This window comes from Chryseobacterium sp. HMWF035 (genome assembly GCF_003094695.1).
In the GTDB taxonomy this organism is placed as follows: Bacteria; Bacteroidota; Bacteroidia; order Flavobacteriales; family Weeksellaceae; genus Chryseobacterium; species Chryseobacterium gambrini.
This window is the reverse complement of record NZ_QEHP01000092.1, coordinates 15708-33094: the sequence shown is the minus strand read 5'-3', so window position 1 is coordinate 33094 and position 17387 is coordinate 15708. Positions and strand designations below refer to the sequence as shown.

At 37.4% G+C, this 17387-nt stretch carries 16 protein-coding genes; 4 read left to right on the top strand and 12 right to left on the bottom strand.

The genetic code is table 11. The features are described from left to right. Positions 1–74: 74 nt before the first annotated feature. The 6 genes from rplT to DD829_RS13720 form a co-directional block, all read right to left on the bottom strand. Positions 75–419 (bottom strand): 50S ribosomal protein L20, encoded by a 345-nt coding sequence (gene rplT, locus DD829_RS13750; RefSeq protein WP_029293267.1) that lies wholly within the window; start codon positions 417–419, stop codon positions 75–77. A 120-nt stretch (positions 420–539) separates the two neighbouring features. Continuing rightward, entirely contained in the window at positions 540–737 is a 198-nt protein-coding gene (rpmI, locus tag DD829_RS13745; RefSeq protein ID WP_076390550.1) for a 50S ribosomal protein L35, read from the bottom strand. 496 nt (positions 738–1233) lie between these two features. Beyond that, positions 1234–2055, bottom strand: a complete 822-nt coding sequence (locus tag DD829_RS13735; protein ID WP_108411237.1) for an alpha/beta fold hydrolase — start codon at positions 2053–2055, stop codon at positions 1234–1236. A 261-nt stretch (positions 2056–2316) separates the two neighbouring features. Beyond that, positions 2317–2817: a translation initiation factor IF-3 gene (gene infC / locus DD829_RS13730; protein ID WP_175608770.1), complete on the bottom strand. Its 501-nt coding sequence runs from the start codon at positions 2815–2817 to the stop codon at positions 2317–2319. 152 nt (positions 2818–2969) lie between these two features. Next, a complete protein-coding gene (gene thrS, locus DD829_RS13725) occupies positions 2970–4907 on the bottom strand; it encodes a threonine--tRNA ligase (protein ID WP_087710108.1) in 1938 nt (645 codons plus the stop codon). 155 nt (positions 4908–5062) lie between these two features. Next, on the bottom strand, positions 5063–6613 hold the full coding sequence (locus DD829_RS13720; protein ID WP_116547848.1) for a hypothetical protein: 1551 nt from the start codon (positions 6611–6613) through the stop codon (positions 5063–5065). A gap of 147 nt (positions 6614–6760) precedes the next feature. Between DD829_RS13720 and DD829_RS13715 the strand changes: the two genes are divergently transcribed. The 4 genes from DD829_RS13715 to leuB all read left to right on the top strand — a co-directional run bounded on the left by DD829_RS13715 (position 6761) and on the right by leuB (position 11377). Continuing rightward, complete coding sequence (locus tag DD829_RS13715) at positions 6761–7924, top strand: 2-isopropylmalate synthase (protein ID WP_108411106.1); 1164 nt, start codon at positions 6761–6763, stop codon at positions 7922–7924. A gap of 30 nt (positions 7925–7954) precedes the next feature. Next, positions 7955–9334 carry a 3-isopropylmalate dehydratase large subunit gene (gene leuC / locus DD829_RS13710; RefSeq protein WP_108411105.1) on the top strand — a complete coding sequence of 460 codons (1380 nt, stop codon included), beginning with the start codon at positions 7955–7957 and terminating at the stop codon, positions 9332–9334. 332 nt (positions 9335–9666) lie between these two features. Beyond that, entirely contained in the window at positions 9667–10266 is a 600-nt protein-coding gene (leuD, locus tag DD829_RS13705) for a 3-isopropylmalate dehydratase small subunit (protein WP_116547847.1), read from the top strand. Next, the gene (gene leuB / locus DD829_RS13700) at positions 10256–11377 is read left to right on the top strand and encodes a 3-isopropylmalate dehydrogenase (protein WP_116547846.1); all 1122 of its coding nucleotides are present in this window, start codon (positions 10256–10258) and stop codon (positions 11375–11377) included. Before leuD ends, leuB begins: the two co-directional genes overlap by 11 nt. A 149-nt stretch (positions 11378–11526) precedes the next feature. Here the strand turns inward: leuB and DD829_RS13695 are convergent, their stop codons facing one another. The 6 genes from DD829_RS13695 to DD829_RS13670 form a co-directional block, all read right to left on the bottom strand. Continuing rightward, complete coding sequence (locus tag DD829_RS13695; RefSeq protein WP_087710119.1) at positions 11527–11715, bottom strand: hypothetical protein; 189 nt, start codon at positions 11713–11715, stop codon at positions 11527–11529. Positions 11716–11727: 12 nt separating this feature from the next. After that, positions 11728–12333: a DUF4230 domain-containing protein gene (locus tag DD829_RS13690; RefSeq protein ID WP_108409590.1), complete on the bottom strand. Its 606-nt coding sequence runs from the start codon at positions 12331–12333 to the stop codon at positions 11728–11730. Between the two features lie 3 nt (positions 12334–12336). After that, complete coding sequence (locus DD829_RS13685) at positions 12337–12903, bottom strand: TlpA family protein disulfide reductase (protein WP_108409591.1); 567 nt, start codon at positions 12901–12903, stop codon at positions 12337–12339. A gap of 1 nt (position 12904) precedes the next feature. Then, the gene (locus DD829_RS13680) at positions 12905–13372 is read right to left on the bottom strand and encodes a nucleoside triphosphate pyrophosphohydrolase family protein (RefSeq protein ID WP_087710124.1); all 468 of its coding nucleotides are present in this window, start codon (positions 13370–13372) and stop codon (positions 12905–12907) included. A 126-nt stretch (positions 13373–13498) separates the two neighbouring features. Beyond that, positions 13499–14191, bottom strand: a complete 693-nt coding sequence (locus DD829_RS13675) for a hypothetical protein (protein WP_108409592.1) — start codon at positions 14189–14191, stop codon at positions 13499–13501. A gap of 178 nt (positions 14192–14369) precedes the next feature. Next, entirely contained in the window at positions 14370–17300 is a 2931-nt protein-coding gene (locus tag DD829_RS13670) for a reprolysin-like metallopeptidase (protein ID WP_108411502.1), read from the bottom strand. Positions 17301–17387: the final 87 nt, after the last annotated feature.

Genomic DNA, 17387 nt, shown 5'->3' with positions numbered 1-17387 from the left:
ATTACGCAAATGTAAATAATAAAAAAATCCCAAGCAAAAAACCTGGGACTTATATTGATAACAAAAATTTTACATTATTTTACTTGATCTACAACTGCTTTGAAAGCTTCAGGGTGATTCATTGCTAAATCTGCTAAAACTTTTCTGTTAAGCTCAATGTTGTTCTTTTTAAGAGCCCCCATAAACTGAGAGTAAGACATTCCGTGCTCTCTGGTTCCCGCGTTGATACGAGTAATCCAAAGTGCTCTGAAATTTCTTTTCTTCTCTTTTCTACCACGGTAAGCATATTGCATTGCTTTTTCTACCGCGTTTTTAGCTACCGTCCAAACGTTCTTTCTTCTTCCGAAATAACCTTTAGCGTGCTTAAAAATTTTCTTTCTTCTAGCTCTTGAAGCTACCGAATTTACTGATCTTGGCATAATTTAAATTGTTTTTTTGAAATGTGCGGTAATTATTTCATTACTCTTAGTGGCTCCATTTCAGGGTTAAAATGTTGAATTTGTTTGAATTCTTATAAACCGACTATAGATTTATAAAAACTACTTAATTGCTAATTGACGCAATACGCTTTTCTCGTCCACAGCAGCAACGTAAGAAGTCGTAGTAAGATTTCTCTTCTGCTTCGTTTCTTTCTTCGTTAAGATGTGGCTTTTGTAAGCGTTCTTTCTTTTGATCTTACCAGATCCGGTAAGAGCAAAACGTTTCTTAGCACCTGATTTCGTTTTTAATTTTGGCATTGTTTTGCTTTTTATTGTTTTGTTATCAATATCTGTTTTGGCTATTTCCGATTGCCCGGAATAATAGTCTGCAAAATTAAGGAAAAATTTCGAGATTTGAAAAAGATTTTTTTGAATAGAATAGGGAAGTGTATGAAGCTTTAGGTATTACCGTTTTTGTGAGATAAATTTTATTTGAAGCTGTTTCCTGCTTTCCACTGTATCTTTTTGGTTGCGGACTCCGCTACGCTCCGCCCGCAACCAAAAAGGATGTCGTTCCAATCAGGGCTAGAGTGGCAGTTCCCAATATAAATAGTAAACGAATATCCATAATATCTGTCATGCTGAAAGCATCTAAACACAGTATTTCAATGTATTGTTGATATCCTTTCAGAATGACAAACTTTGTAAATATTTTTGAATAAAAATTACTGAAAAGTTCCGGCAAAGCCGCTTGAAATAAAAAAACAGCAACCAAAATACTCTGATTGCTGCTTTTACTTATATGTAGAAAAAATTAAGCCTCAATAAATTCCAGAAGATCCTTATTAATCGTCTGATGTTCAGTAGTAGGCATTCCGTGAGGGAATCCCGGATAAGTAATCAGCTTACCGCTTTTCAATAATTTAGCAGATTTTATAGCGGAATTTTCAATAGGCACAATCTGGTCGTCTTCACCGTGCAGCAACAGTACCGGAATATCAACAGCTTTCAGGTCTTCTGTAAAATCTGTCTCAGAAAAAGCTTTGATTCCGTCATAATGAGCCACAATTCCTCCCATCATTCCCTGTCTCCACCAGTTGGTCTGTACACCTTGCTTCACTACAGCACCTTCTCTGTTGTAACCGTAGAAAGGAACCGTTAAATCCATAAAAAACTGATTTCTGTTATTTAAAGTCTGCTCTCTGATGTTGTCAAAAACCTCCATCGGAACGCCATCCGGATTGTTTTCGCTTTTTACCATTACCGGAGGAACTGCGCTTATCAATACTGCTTTTTTTGCTCTTCCGTTGGCATATTTGTTTACATAACGGATCACTTCACCACCTCCTGTAGAATGTCCGATATGCACAACATCTTTCAGATCCAGAAATTCTACCAATTCTGCGGCATCAGAAGCATATTGTTCAATCGTATGATTATAAATATTCTGGCTGGAACGTCCGTGACCTCTTCTGTCGTGAGCAATTACCCTGTAACCTCTCTGCAAAAAGAAGATCACCTGTGCATCCCAGTCATCAGAAGATAAAGGCCATCCATGGTGAAACATCAATACTGGTCCTTCTCCCTGATCTTTGTAAAAAATTTCTGTTCCGTCTTTTAATTTTAATGTACTCATTGCTTTGTTGTTTAATTTGTTATTCAATTTTAATTCTTAAATAAATTGACTGTTGTCTTATTTTCTAAAGCAAATGTAGCAGTAAATTAAATGGACAATCTTGATCTATGTTAAAAATTAAAAAATATTTAATAATTAATGTACATTTTACAACATAACTTTAATCTGATTCATTAAAATTAAATTGCTATAAAAGCAAAAGCCTCAAAAATAATTTGAGGCTGTATATTTTAGTTTCAGATCCGTAGATCCGGCTGTAGATTATTTAGCTGGTTTTTTAGGACTCATCATCATAATCATTCTTTTTCCTTCAAGCTTAGGAAGCTGGTCTACTTTTCCAACGTGCTCCAATTCCTGAGCAAGTTTTAAAAGTAAGATTTCTCCCTGGTCTTTAAAGATAATCGAACGTCCTTTAAAAAATACGTAGGTCTTTAATTTTGAACCTTCTTCAAGGAATTTCTCAGCATGTTTCTTTTTGAATTCGTAATCGTGCTCATCTGTCTGAGGTCCGAAACGGATTTCTTTCACAACTACTTTTACCTGCTTAGCTTTTAATTCCTTCTGCTTTTTCTTTTGCTCGTATAAGAACTTTTTATAGTCCAGAATCCTTGCAATAAACGGTTCAGCCTTATCGGAGATTACTACAAGATCCAATTCCTGCTCCTGCGCAATCTGTCTTGCCTTATCAGTAGGATAAACTCCCGGCTCTACGTTATCGCCCACCAAACGAAGCTCTCTCACACGAATTTTATCGTTGATCAAGTGTGCGTCCTCCTGTACCGGACGTCTCTGTGGGCCCCTGTTGTTAAATCTTTGTGCTATTGTATTATAATTTTATTGGTTAACTTCTATTTTTATCAATCATTCTGAATAAAAAGTAATTTTCAGTTATTCAGAATCATATTCTTTCAGATTTAAGCGTTAAACTCAAATCCTGTTTTTGACTGTTCTTTAAAATAAGCAACGAAATCTTCGATCTTCATTACTCCTAAATCGCCTTCGCTACGTCTTCTTACAGAAATTGTGCCATCCTTTTCTTCATTTTCTCCCACTACAATCATGAATGGAATCTTCTTTAATTCGGCATCACGGATCTTTTTACCCGTCTTTTCGTTTCTGTCGTCAATTAATCCGCTAATATCGTGATTTTCCAGTAATTGAGAAACTTTTTTAGCATAATCTACGTATTTTTCACTGATCGGAAGAATGATAAACTGATCAGGAGCCAGCCACAATGGGAAATCTCCCGCTGTATTTTCAATAAGAATCGCAATGAATCTCTCCATAGAACCAAACGGCGCTCTGTGGATCATGACCGGTCTGTGCTTTTCGCCATCGCTTCCTGTATACCAAAGATCAAATCTTTCCGGTAAGTTATAATCCACCTGAATCGTTCCAAGCTGCCATTTTCTGCCTAAAGCATCTTTCACCATAAAATCCAGTTTAGGACCGTAGAATGCGGCTTCACCATATTCAGTTACTGTATTCAACCCTTTTTCCGTTGCTGCTGTTACGATGGCATTTTCTGCTTTCTCCCAGTTTTCGTCGGTTCCGATGTATTTTTCTTTATTTTCAGGATCTCTTAAAGAAATCTGAGCGGTAAAATCAGCAAAACCTAATGATCCGAAAACATAAAGAACCAAATCAATCGTTTTCTTAAACTCATCCATCAACTGATCCGGAGTACAGAACAAATGCGCATCATCCTGAGTAAATCCACGAACTCTCGTTAAACCGTGAAGCTCACCACTTTGCTCATATCTGTAAACGGTACCGAATTCTGCATATCTTTTAGGCAAATCTCTGTAGCTCCATTGTGAAGTTTTGTAGATTTCACAGTGATGTGGACAGTTCATCGGTTTCAGCATGAATTCTTCCCCTTCATTCGGAGTTTTAATCGGCTGAAAGCTGTCTGCTCCGTATTTATCCCAGTGACCGGAAGTTACATACAATTCCTTCGCACCGATATGCGGAGAAATTACAAACTCGTAACCTGCTTTTTTCTGAGCTTCAGAAAGGAAATTCTCTAATTTTTTTCTTAAAGCAGCTCCTTTTGGCAACCATAAAGGCAATCCCTGACCTACTTTTTCAGAGAAAGCGAAAATTCCAAGTTCTTTACCCAGTTTTCTGTGGTCTCTTTTTTTAGCCTCTTCTAAAAGTTCAAGATATTCTGTCAAATCTTTCTGTTTTGGGAAAGAAATACCATAAACTCTTGTTAACTGAGGATTTTTTTCGTTTCCTCTCCAGTATGCTCCGGCAGCATTTAAAATCTTCATTGCCTTTACAATACTTGTGTTCGGAATATGTCCACCACGACAAAGATCTGTAAAGTTATCATGCGTTACGAAAGTGATTTCCCCATCATTAAGATTAGAAATCAGTTCCACTTTATAAGGATTGTCTGCATATACTTTTAGAGCTTCTTCTTTAGAAACCGGATATAAAGAGAATGTAGATCCTTTTTTAGCATTTTCCAAAACCTTCTTTTCGATCTTTTCGAAATCTTTATCAGATAAACTTTCGTCCCCGAAATCTACGTCATAATAGAATCCTTTTTCGATGGCAGGACCAATGGTTAACTTAGCATTAGGATAAAACTCAAGGATTGCCTGCGCCAAAAGGTGGGCAGAAGAATGCCAGAAAGCCTTCTTTCCAAGATCATCATTCCAGGTTAGCAATTGTACCGTAGCATCCGTGGTTATAGGTGTGGTCGTCTCTACTTGTTTGTCGTTTACAACTGCGGAAATGGTATTTCTAGCCAATCCCTCGCTTATAGATTTTGCCACATCTAGCGGAGTAACTCCCGCCTCGAATTCTCTGACACTATTGTCTGGAAGTGTAATTTTTATCATTGTTTACTAAGAAATTTTAAGATGCAAAAATACGGATTTTTTATTTAAAATACTACTTTCACGCATTTTTGAGACGAGATTTAATACGAAAAATCTCAGAATACCGTTATAAATAATTAACGTTTAACCAACGGTCTAATTATGAATAGGTTAAATTAAGACTGATGCTTTCTTTTGTACCGTACTTTTTCTTTAATAATCTCAATAACATCCACATTTCTCACTTTAGACTGTACCCAACCGTGAATATCAATGTACAGCAAAGACCTTCTGTAGTATTCATTTTCAGAAAAAAGAGTTAATTTTTCATCAAATTTTTTAAAAGATTCCAATTGTTTGTCTGGTGTTATATTATTCAGATTTTTGAAAAAATGAATGCTTTCAAAATGGAATTCATCCGGCTTTTTCATCTTTTTGGTGAATTTTAAAGTTGCTTTTATAAATTCATCATAATCTTCATCGTTTCCGGATTCATGTTTTGCCATCAGAATCAAAATCCGGGTGTGGAAGAGTAGATCTTCCTGAACATTTCCTTTGGATTCGATCACTTTCAATGAATAACTGATGGATTCCTCAAATTTCCTGCTTCCAAAGAACATCGCTGCCATTTTTAAATAAAGAATCATGAAATGATGCTCATCAATTTTATCCCGGAGCTTATCCATTTTCAGCTCGATTTCAGGAATTAATTTCGAGCCGGAAAAGAATTCGCCTTTCACAAAGTGAATGTTCATTAAAGTATTGTAATGTGTCAGAAAAATAAGCGATTGCAGGTTTTCATTTTGAGCAAAACTTGAAGAATGAACAACCTCATTGAAATCCTTGAAACTTTCCTCAAGAATATCAACATTTCCGTAAAGGAATAAGATTTTCAGCAGGTAGGTATTTCCTTTAATGTACCAAACGGGATGACTCACGATCATTTCAGGATTTTTGTGAAATAAATCCACCCATTGAAAGGCATATTTCAACGTATATTTATATTCCTGAAGCAATTGGTTTTTCCAGACGTGCGCTTTAAAATACCATAATTTCTCCGTAAAATTCAGCTTTTTAAAGTTGATTTTCTGAATCTGCGCATTGAAGATCTGCATGATTTCGGCACGGTCTTCATCATTTTTCACATAACCTTTTGTCAGCATTTCACTGTACAGTTTCAGCGAAAGATTGGATAATTCTGTCGCATAATGATTCTGTTTGCTGATTTCCGTGGATTGTCTGATCAGTTCATCGGCTCTACCTTCAATACTCCGTGTAATAAACTGGGATTCAATTACTTTTTCCAGATCGATAATTTCCGAAGCAATACTTTTTTCATCCAGTTCTAAAGCAGTCTGTTTTGCTTTGTCTAAAATTTTTAATGCCTGTTTATAGAGCCCTTTTTGGTATAAAATATTCGCAAAATCAAGCTGTTCACGCAGTTGAATTCTGTAATTCTGATGACTCGGGTTCATTCGTAAACTCACCAGAATCTGCTTGTAAAGATGCGCTTTCAGGTTCGATAACTGTTGTTTGGTCGAAATTTTTTTGTTGATGATGACATGTTCATCGTATTCCTTCATCTTATCCAGTTCTGAAAAAAGAAGAAGAAATTTGGCGTCCGCGTTAATTCCGAGACGGTTTACATACAAGGTGAATTGCCTTTTTTCTGAAGTTGTCAGTGATTTAATGAGTACGAATAAAAAATCTTTATGCAATTCTGCCATTGTAAATTTTTAAAATTTAAAATAATGATAATCAAATAATTGAAATTAAAAAACAATATTTCGAGTATTGTATTTTTTATAAAAACCGAAACTGAATAAACGTTTCATCTTTCTAGTTTTGAATCAAAATTAAGTAAAAACTTCATTATGAAATCCGAAAAAGTCGAAATTTTTGATACAACGCTGCGTGATGGAGAGCAGGTTCCCGGCTGTAAATTAAATACCGAGCAAAAATTAATTATAGCCGAAAAACTGGATGAACTCGGAGTGGATGTTATTGAAGCCGGTTTCCCGATTTCCAGTCCCGGAGATTTTCATTCGGTTTCGGAGATTTCAAAATTAGTAAAAAATGCGAAAGTCTGCGGATTGACGAGAGCCAACCAAAAAGACATTGATACCGCAGCCGAAGCATTAAAATACGCCAAAAGACCGAGAATTCATACCGGAATCGGAACTTCGGATTCCCATATCAGATTTAAATTCAATTCAAACAGGGAAGATATTGTTGAAAGAGCGGTTCAGGCGGTAAAATATGCCAAATCGTATGTAGAAGACGTGGAATTTTATGCGGAAGATGCAGGAAGAACAGACAATGATTATCTGGCAAGAGTTTGCGAAGAAGTGATAAAAGCAGGGGCAACCGTGCTTAATATTCCGGATACAACGGGATATTGTCTTCCTGAAGAGTACGGTGTAAAAATAAAATACCTGAAAGAAAATGTAAAAGGCATTGATCGCGTGATCTTATCCTGTCACTGTCACAACGATCTGGGAATGGCAACCGCCAATTCTATTGCAGGAGTCATCAACGGAGCAAGACAGATAGAATGCACCATCAACGGATTGGGAGAAAGAGCCGGAAATACGGCACTGGAAGAAGTGGTGATGATTTTAAAACAGCATCCATATTTAGAATTATATACTGACGTTCAGTCCAAAATGCTCAATCCCATGAGTGTTTTGGTTTCTGAATTGATGGGAATGCCGGTTCAGCCGAACAAAGCGATTGTGGGAGCGAATGCTTTTGCGCACAGTTCCGGAATCCATCAGGACGGAGTCATTAAAAACAGGGAAACTTACGAAATTATTGATCCTGCGGAAGTGGGCGTGAATGCTTCTACCATTGTTTTAACAGCAAGAAGCGGACGTTCGGCGTTGGCATACAGATTTAAACATATTGGTTTTGAAGTTACTAAAAATGAACTTGATTTTCTGTATCAGGAGTTTTTGAAAATTGCTGACGGTAAAAAAGACGTGAATAATGACGATTTAAGTTCAATGATTGAAAAAGTGACAAGAAAAATAGGGTAAAAAAATTGATTCTCCATTACATAAATTAGAATGAATACAAAAAAGACACTGTTTGATAAAGTCTGGGATGCGCACGTTGTAGAGACGATTCCGGACGGACCTCAGATTATTTATATTGATAAACATCTCATCCATGAAGTAACCAGTCCACAGGCTTTTGCGGAACTGGAAGCGAGAAATCTGGAAGTTTTCAGACCGAAACAGATTGTGGCAACTGCGGATCATAATGTTCCGACTTTGGATCAGGATCGGCCGATTCGCGATGCATCATCCAGAAATCAGGTGGAGCAGTTAACGGAAAACTGTAAGAAAAACAACATAGAACTGTATGGTTTGGGACATCAATATCAGGGAATTGTTCACATCATTGCTCCGGAATTAGGTGTTACACAGCCGGGAATGAGCATTGTTTGCGGAGATAGCCATACTTCTACACACGGCGCTTTCGGCTCAATTGCTTTCGGAATCGGAACAAGTCAGGTAGCGCAGGTTTTTGCGAGCCAGTGTCTGTTGCTGAACAAGCCAAAATCGATGAGAATTAACGTAAATGGTGAGTTAAATAAAAATGTTCAGCCTAAAGATGTGATTTTGTACATTATTTCAAAAGTGGGAACCGATGGCGGAACAGGGTATTTCTGCGAATATGCCGGAAATGTCTTCGAAGAAATGTCGATGGAGGGAAGAATGACGGTTTGTAATATGAGCATCGAAATGGGTGCTCGAGGAGGAATGATTGCTCCCGATGAAACGACTTTTGAGTACGTAAAAGGAAGAACTTTCGCACCAAAAGGCGAGGAATGGGAAGAAAAACTGGAATACTGGAAAACTTTAAAAACCGATGAAGGAGCGGTTTTTGATGCGGAATTTTCTTTCGATGCTTCGGAAATTTATCCGATGGTAACTTATGGAACCAATCCGGGAATGGGAATTTCCATCAGTCAGAATATCCCGAATCCTCAGAACGAATCTGAAGAGAAGGCTTTAAAATATATGGGTTTGAAAGCGGGACAGGCTCTTTCTGATATTAAAGTGAATTATGTTTTTATCGGAAGCTGTACGAATGCGAGAATTGAAGATTTCCGATCTGCGGCAAATTATGTTAAAGGAAAAAGGAAGTCGGATCATGTTCATGCGTGGCTTGTTCCGGGTTCTCAACAGGTTGCCAAACAGATTTTTGAAGAAGGTTTAGATACGGTTTTTAATGAAGCGGGTTTCCAGATCAGACAACCGGGATGTTCTGCGTGTTTAGCGATGAATGACGATAAAATTCCGGAGGGAGAATATTGCGTTTCCACTTCGAACAGAAATTTTGAGGGAAGACAGGGACAAGGTGCGAGAACGATTCTGGCAAGTCCGTTGACGGCTGCAAAAGTTGCTGTGGAAGGAAGAATTTCCGTCTTTGAAAACTGATGGAGATTAATTTACTTAAAACTTGTCTAAACTTTTTTACCACAAAAGAAGCAAAAGATTTAAACACTTTAGTTTTTTAAGCTTACTACTTAAATAGAAAAAAAGAGCACATAAGTTTAAAAGTGAATTGTGAATAGTGAATAGTGAATTTTAGAAATTGACTATTGACTCACAAAGTGAAATTAACCATTCACTTTTTAGCCCCGATAGAAACGGTTACCCCGGAGCAAGCGAAGGCAAAAGCAAGGGAGCGAGGAGTATGAGTGGATAGCGGGAAATAGCTCCTGAAAAAGAAAAAAAACAATAATTAAAACTATTTTGGCTCAAAAAAAATGCAAAAATTAGTCATTATACAATCCAGAGCAATTCCTTTGCCTGTAGAAAATATAGATACGGATCAGATTATTCCGGCGAGATTTTTAAAGAGTATTGATAAAAAAGGTTTTGGCGAAAATCTTTTCAGAGACTGGAGATACGATGTTCATACGAATGAACCGAATCCTGATTTTGTCCTGAATAACGCAAAATACAGCGGTGAAATTCTGGTTGCCGGAAACAATTTCGGTTGCGGAAGCAGTCGGGAACACGCTGCATGGTCTTTAACGGATTATGGCTTTAAGGTGGTTGTTTCAAGTTTTTTTGCGGATATTTTTAAGGGCAATGCTTTAAACAACGGATTATTGCCTGTAAAAGTTTCTGAGGACTTTTTGAAAGAAATTTTAACTGAGATTACTGAAAATCCTGAAAAAGAAATTTTGGTGGATGTTGAAAAACAAACCATTACCTTTAATGATAAAACGGAAGGTTTTGAAATAGATTCTTATAAAAAAATATGTCTGCTGAATGGGTATGATGATATTGATTTTTTAATCAGCAGAAAAAAGGCGATTGAACAATTCGAACTAAAAACACAAAAAGTGTATGAAAACTAATTTTAAAATTGCAGTGCTTCCGGGAGACGGAATCGGGCCGGATGTGGTTGCAGAAAGTATTAAAATTTTAGATTCCATCGCGGAAGCATTCCAGTATCAGTTTGATTTTAAATACGGATTGATGGGAGCGGAAGCGATTTATAAGACTGGAAATCCTCTGCCGGATGAAACACTGGAGATCTGTAAAGCGTCTGATGCGGTGCTTTTCGGGGCGATCGGAGATCCTTCTTTCGATAATAATCCGGATGCCAAAGTACGTCCGGAACAAGGGTTGTTAAAACTTCGTAAAGAATTGGGGCTTTTTGCGAATATCCGGCCTTTGAAAACATATGCTTCTTTAATTGAGAAAAGTACTTTGAAAAGGGAAATTATTGAAGGAACAGATATTCAGATTTTCAGGGAACTGGTGAGCGGAATTTATTTTGGCGAAAAATTTACGGATGAGGAAGTGGGTTATGCGTATGATATCTGCAAATACAACCGTGATGAAATCGCACCTATTGTTCATATGGCTTTTCAGGAGGCTCAGAAAAGAAGAAAAAAGTTAACTTTAATTGATAAAGCGAACGTTTTGGATACTTCCAGATTGTGGAGAAAGGTCTGTAAAGAAATTGCGGCAGAATATCCTGATGTAGCACTTGATTTTATGTTTGTAGATAATGCGGCAATGCAGTTAATTTTAAATCCGAAACATTTTGATGTTATTGTCACCGAAAATATGTTCGGAGATATTATTTCGGATGAAGCGAGTGTAATCGGCGGTTCTATCGGTTTGCTTCCTTCGGCTTCCATTGGTAAAGAAAATGCTTTGTTTGAGCCTATTCACGGTTCTTATCCGCAGGCAAAAGGAAAAGGAATTGCAAATCCTGTTGCTTCCATTTTAAGTACGGCAATGATGCTGGATTATTTACAGCTTGAACAGGCAGCAGAAAAATTGAGACAATCTGTAGAATATGCCATTGAGAATAAATACGTTACGGTGGATCTGAATTCTGAACAGCCTTATTCCACCAGCGAAGTGGGAAGTTTTATCGCAGATTATATTAAATATTCCGAGAAATCGTATTACAATTTTGAAAATGTAAAGCTCGGAAAATCAACTATTGTTTAAAAATATGTCAGTTTTGCTTCGTAAGTCAACAGCCAAATAGTTACGGTAGTTGACAAGCGGGGCAGATTGACAGTTGTAGTTCATATTACCTATTTGATTTTTATTTGATTTTTTCTAAAAAAGGTTCCGCTCACTGAGCAGAACCTTTTTTATTTTTCGTCGGTATTATCCGTTTTTCCGGATTTGTTGTTTTGAGAAGATTTCTGAACATCTTCCTTATCTACATCGGACGGATTTGTCTTTTCTGATGAAGCAGGAATATCGGGAAAATCCTGATTTTGCTTTTTGGTTTCCGCAGAATTTGCAGATTCCTGTTTTTCTTTTTCTTCTGAATGCATAGCTTTTGAATTTTATAGTCCTAAAATGCCCAGCTTTCCGGTCTGGTCTTCTATGGTATAATTCAAAGCCTTTGCCAAAACAAAAATATTATTAAGATTTTCCATTAGCTGTTGTCTTCCTTCCGTTCTCAGCTTGTTCTGATCGATGGATTTTACAGCGGTATCTTTCGCTTTCTGCGTTACGTTTTTAATGTCTTTTTCGGAAATTCTGTTGAAAAAAGAATCGTCCATCGACTGGATTTCCACACTTGGCGTAATTCTGATGTCTGCATCGGGCAGTTCGGTAATCACTAATTTTTTATTGATCGAATCTACCTCCATTTTCATCTTGTTAAGATCATAAGAAACCTGAGCGTTCGTTTTTGTATACGTAATGATGCTGTTGCTGGAAACTTCTTTGCCTAAAAATTCATAGCCCATTTTGGTTTTCTGAATGGAAGAAGTATTCTGCTCAAGTACCACCATTTTGTTCATTTTCGAAATCTGATTGGTCAGAATATAATAATCTGATTTCTCGGTTTTTTCACTAAGATTAAAGCCTGACTTTAAACTGAAAAACAAAACCGTTACCAGTGCAGCTCCCGCCAAAAACGATATTAAAACTTTACTATTTCTCAAACCTTATTTACCAAAAATTTCTTTAATTACAGAACTGTCATCTTTTTTCAGAATTTCCACCAAATCTCTTTCGATGTATCCTGATGTAGGCATTTCGATAATTCTTCCCAATTCTTTTCCGTATTTCTGAACAATAATCGTCGGAACTTTCTGGATGTTGAAAAGACTTTCTTCGCCGTTCGGGGATTCTTTTTTACGGTTTACCGCAATAATGGTAAGTTTGCCTTCCGGATATTTTACCTCTTCAAGGATTTTCATGAGTCTCGGAAAATCTCTGTGAGAATCTTCGCACCATGTTCCCATGAAAACGGTAATGTTATACGTGTTGATCTTTCCTTTTTTAAGCTCTCCGATGGCTTTCTGATCCAAAGCATATTCATCATGCTCTTTTACATACCAGTCGGAATAGGGAGCTTCAAGAAATTTACTTTTAAGCTGATTTCCCAAAAGCATTTTTCCGTCGGCAGTGGTTTCGACTTCACGTCCTACAACCACTTTCTGTGCAGTAAGCTGTTGTGTTGCCATGAATAGAGCTGAAACAGCCATACAATTCGTAATAAATTTTTTCATACTATTTTTCAATAATTGTCTTTAAATCGGCAGGAGAGTAGTATTTGTTTTTCAGGACTTTATGATCTGCCTGTCTGTACACATTAAACTTCTCGCCGGATTTTTCATAAAATGATTCTACGTCTTTTGCTTTGTAAAATTCAACGGTTTCCTGTGCTTGTTCTTCATTATCGCAGGCTTTCGACATATTGGAACGCTGAACTTCGTTGAACAACTCTACAAATTTGCTGCCAAGTCCGAATTCCAGAACCGCTCCGCTTAAAACATACTGCAAATCGCATAAAGCATCTGCAATTTCTACGATATTATTGTCTGCAATTGCCTGTTTCAGTTCGTTCAGCTCTTCCTGAAGAAGTTCAACTCTCAGGTTGCATCTTTCCGGTGAAGGAATTTGAGGGGTATCTAAAATAGGGGCTTTAAAGGTGGTGTGGAATTCTGCTACCTGGTTCAGACTATCAATTTTATCCATGAATATTTTTTATTTAGGCAAAGATAAAAAAATGCCATCTTTTAAAGACAGCATTTATAAAATTAAAATGTTTTTATAGTACTTTACTATTCAGCATATGTTCAGAATGTCCTGCTTAAAAATAATTTATGGTTCCAGCATCGGTGTATGGGTTGCGTAATTTAATTTGTATATGACCTGAATTTTCAGGTTTCTTCTTTCTTCTTCCAACTCTGGGCAATTGTAATCTTCATAAAAGATTCTTATTCCTTTAATAGAATTGTTTATTACGTAAGGAGAAATTTTAGAGTAGGCATTTTGTACAATCATTGAAGCGTAATACTTTTCCATATAGTTATCGAAAGTCAATACATTGAATGTAGATACACTACCATTTGGTTCTGGAATAGTAGTTCTTCCTTCTGTAAACGTATATTCTTTGTAGGAATTATTTGCGAAATAAGAACCTGAATGTGGTATCTCATTATCGTATATAATTTGTTGAATTGTAATGCCTCTGTTTTCAAAATATTTAACAATTAATTCTGGTAAAGATATTACTCCGGATAATGGAGAATCATCATATTCAGCTTTTACTTTTACCTTCGTTGCCATGTTGTTAAAAGGATCGGGAAGTGTACTTATAGGTTGTATCTGCTTACCAAGTTCACATGCTAAATTGTTGGGGAGGAAATCGATGCTTAAAGCTCCAATATCTCCACTGCGGGACGAGGCAGTTTTTGAAGAAGAATAAGACTGTTCGGTTATGCCTAAATTTTCATTTTCACGATTACAAGAAAAGAGGGTAGCCAGACCTAAGATCAATAATGTTTTTTTCATGGGTATTTTTTTAATTATTTGAGACAAAAATACGCTCAAAAGATTTTAATTAATATCCCATAATTATGGTATATTTTGTATCAATTGTTTTAGAATTACACTTATTAGTTTTTAAATATAAAAAAGACTGTCCGTTTCCGGACAGCCTTTTACCTCAAAGCTTAATTGAGTGAAGCAATTAGTTTTTGATGAATCTCTTAGAGACTTCTCCAATCTGGATCATGTAAGCACCTTTAATAAGACCGCTTACATTTACCGCGCCTCTTTCAAGTTTTCCTGAATTGATTAGTTTTCCACCCATGTCGAAGATTTTATACTCTTCGTTCGTTGTATTTGAAATATTTAAAATATCTTTTGCAGGATTCGGATACACTCGGATATCTGTAATCATATCTTTTGTATCTAAAATATTTCCTCTTCCTGATGATACAATATTTAAAGTATAATCTTCTACCTGACCGTACGTATACGTTCCACAAGAAGATGTAGGTACAGAGCTGTACTGCATCATCACTCTCATTCTTGTAGTTCCTACGGTTGCTGTTGAAGGAATCGTGATAGATCCTGTTACCGGACTTGTTGTAGATCCTGTTTTAGACCAAGCCAATTCTCCGCTGTCTGCGAAATCTCCGTCTCCGTTATAATCAATATAAACAGCATAAGCTTCATTATATTTGGTTGATGTCCAAACCGGAGTAATGGAAAGTGAGTATGCAGAACCTCTTGTTACATTCGTAGAAACTGAAGTGAAGTTTTCGTAACCTGCCGTTCCTGTAGAAGTATTGTTAATGCTTCCAAATGTTACATTTCCTATTCTTTCATCAGCAGTGTTGTTCGCTGAAGCAGAACAGTAAGAAACCGCTGTTCCTGCTAAAGTGGTTACAGAAACCGTGTTGCTGGAAACCGAAGCGTTTCCTGCTGCATCTTTAGCTCTAACAGTAAAGCTGTATGTAGTAGAAGGAGATAAACTGGATACCGTATAAGAAGTAGAAGCGGTAGAGCCTATTAATGAAGCGCCCTGATAAACATCATAGCCTGTAACCCCTACGTTATCTGTTGCTCCGGACCATGAAAGATTGGTACTTGTAGAAGTTGTTCCGGAAGCTGCAAGAGTAGGAGCAGTAGGAGCAGTCGTATCGGAAGTTCCGGAACCTGCATTTACCGTAATGTTGGCATTATTCACATCAAAGAAAATGTGGTTGGAACCTTTTACCATGATTCTTCCTGTTGTGGTAGACGTATTCGGGATGGTTACCGCCTGTGTTCCGTCGTTTGGAGTTCCCGCCAATAGAGTAGTCCATGTATTTCCTCCGTCTGTAGACCAAAGAATATCTACGTTGGCTGCATTTACACCATTCGCTGTTGTTCCTGCCACATTCCATGTTACGGTTTGGGAAGTTCCTCCTGTAACTGTTGTTGCGGTATTTTGAGAGCTTACACTGAAAGGTCCTGCGGTTCCGTTTACCGTGATCACTGCATCATCCGAGTTATTTCCGGAACCTCCGGCTCTGTTGTCGCGAACTGTAAATCTGAAATTGTACGTTCTTGCTACATTGGATAGTGCTTCAACAGTAATCTCAGATCCTGCTGTTGTGGTAGCTCCTGCCAAAACTGAAGCCATTCTTGGGAAGTATCTTACCGGGGTAGTTTGTGGCGTCCATGATCTGAACGTTGGTCCGGTTGCTTTTGTAGCGCTTGCCGCAGAACTTGCTCCGGTTTGTGAAGAGGATGCATTGTCCATTTGTTCCCAGATGTACGTTAAAGAATCTCCGTTTGCATCTGTTCCTGATCCTGTTAACATAAACGGTGTTCCTTTCGGAATGGTATAATCTAAACCTGCATTTGCCGTAGGAATTGAATTTCCTGTATTTGTGCTTGTAGGGCAGGTTTTTGCTTTGATATTATTGGTAATCTGCTGAATGCTGATTGCGTGGAAGAAAGCATCTGAGTGCGGCTGAATATCCTGAGAAGTAATTCCCGCATATCCCATGATGGTTGATCCTGAACCCGGCTCCATATTGGCTCCCGTTCCTTCATTGTTCATAGAGAAAGTGTGATTTCCGCCGAACTGATGTCCTAATTCGTGTGCTACATAGTCGATATCGAAATTATCTCCTGAAGGAATTGCATCTGCCGGAGAAGTATAACCGCTTCCTTTGGAGCCATTGGTACAAACGCAGCCGATACATCCTGCATTTCCGCCACCTCCGGAAGCTCCGAATAAGTGACCGACGTCATAATTTGCTTCCCCAATAACCGAAGTTAATGTAGACTGAAGCTGTGAGTTCCAGTTGCTTAAGCTGGAAGCAGGAGAATAAGGGTCTGTAGAAGCATTGGTATAGATTACTGAATCGTTATTTGCGATTAAAACCATTCTCGCTGCAAAATCTTTTTCAAAAACACCGTTTACGCGGGTCATTGTGTTGTTCATTGCCGCTAAAGCATTGGCTTTTGTTCCTCCGAAATACGTTGCGTATTCTCCGGTACAGGAAAGTGCTAACCTGAATGTTCTCAGTTTTGCATCATCGGCATTTGGTCTTGCCACCAGATTGGTTGTGTTTGCAACGCCTTTTTGCGCAACGTCGATTACGGTACATTCGAACTTGCTTAAATCGTCTTTTTTATCAGATTTTTTATAAACAACATAGGTTGAAAGATCTTTTGAATAAGGCTCGATGAAAACCGCTGATTTATCTCCATAAATTTCCATGGATGATAACCCCAGAGGTGAAACGCTAAAATAAACAGTGGAACCTGAGTCTCCTAATCCTTCACCGATATACGATTTGATGTCCGGATATTTTGCTGCCAGTTGAGGATCGAAATTAGAATTTTCTCTTACTTTAAAATTTTCCATTTTTCCCTCAGAATTCGGGAAAGAGATAATAATTTCAGACTTTTCTCCTGCAGCTAGTCTTTTGGGAGCTTTTGCAAGAGCATTTTTTAAACCATTAATATCCAGACTGTAGATTTTCGGATTGTTAATAGTTAATTTGTTTTCAAAAATTTCAGTAGCTGATTTTCCTGACGTTTCAGACCAAATTCGGTCGGTCTGAGCGAATGAAATACCTGATGCAAGCATTCCAATCACCAATAGTTGTTTTCTCATACAAGTTTTCTATTTGATTGTGGAATATCAAAGCTAATAAAAAATATGTTATGAAAAATAAAATTTTTTAAGAAAAATTTAGATAAT

Coding starts and splice junctions, on each gene's coding strand:
- leuC (WP_108411105.1), top strand. CDS start 7,955: ATGAATACAAAAAAGACACTGTTTGATAAAGTCTGGGATGCGCACGTT.
- leuD (WP_116547847.1), top strand. CDS start 9,667: ATGCAAAAATTAGTCATTATACAATCCAGAGCAATTCCTTTGCCTGTA.
- DD829_RS13720 (WP_116547848.1), bottom strand. CDS start 6,613: ATGGCAGAATTGCATAAAGATTTTTTATTCGTACTCATTAAATCACTG.
- DD829_RS13670 (WP_108411502.1), bottom strand. CDS start 17,300: ATGAGAAAACAACTATTGGTGATTGGAATGCTTGCATCAGGTATTTCA.
- DD829_RS13675 (WP_108409592.1), bottom strand. CDS start 14,191: ATGAAAAAAACATTATTGATCTTAGGTCTGGCTACCCTCTTTTCTTGT.
- DD829_RS13715 (WP_108411106.1), top strand. CDS start 6,761: ATGAAATCCGAAAAAGTCGAAATTTTTGATACAACGCTGCGTGATGGA.
- DD829_RS13695 (WP_087710119.1), bottom strand. CDS start 11,715: ATGCATTCAGAAGAAAAAGAAAAACAGGAATCTGCAAATTCTGCGGAA.
- rplT (WP_029293267.1), bottom strand. CDS start 419: ATGCCAAGATCAGTAAATTCGGTAGCTTCAAGAGCTAGAAGAAAGAAA.
- DD829_RS13685 (WP_108409591.1), bottom strand. CDS start 12,903: ATGAAAAAATTTATTACGAATTGTATGGCTGTTTCAGCTCTATTCATG.
- leuB (WP_116547846.1), top strand. CDS start 10,256: ATGAAAACTAATTTTAAAATTGCAGTGCTTCCGGGAGACGGAATCGGG.
- thrS (WP_087710108.1), bottom strand. CDS start 4,907: ATGATAAAAATTACACTTCCAGACAATAGTGTCAGAGAATTCGAGGCG.
- DD829_RS13735 (WP_108411237.1), bottom strand. CDS start 2,055: ATGAGTACATTAAAATTAAAAGACGGAACAGAAATTTTTTACAAAGAT.
- rpmI (WP_076390550.1), bottom strand. CDS start 737: ATGCCAAAATTAAAAACGAAATCAGGTGCTAAGAAACGTTTTGCTCTT.
- DD829_RS13680 (WP_087710124.1), bottom strand. CDS start 13,372: ATGGATAAAATTGATAGTCTGAACCAGGTAGCAGAATTCCACACCACC.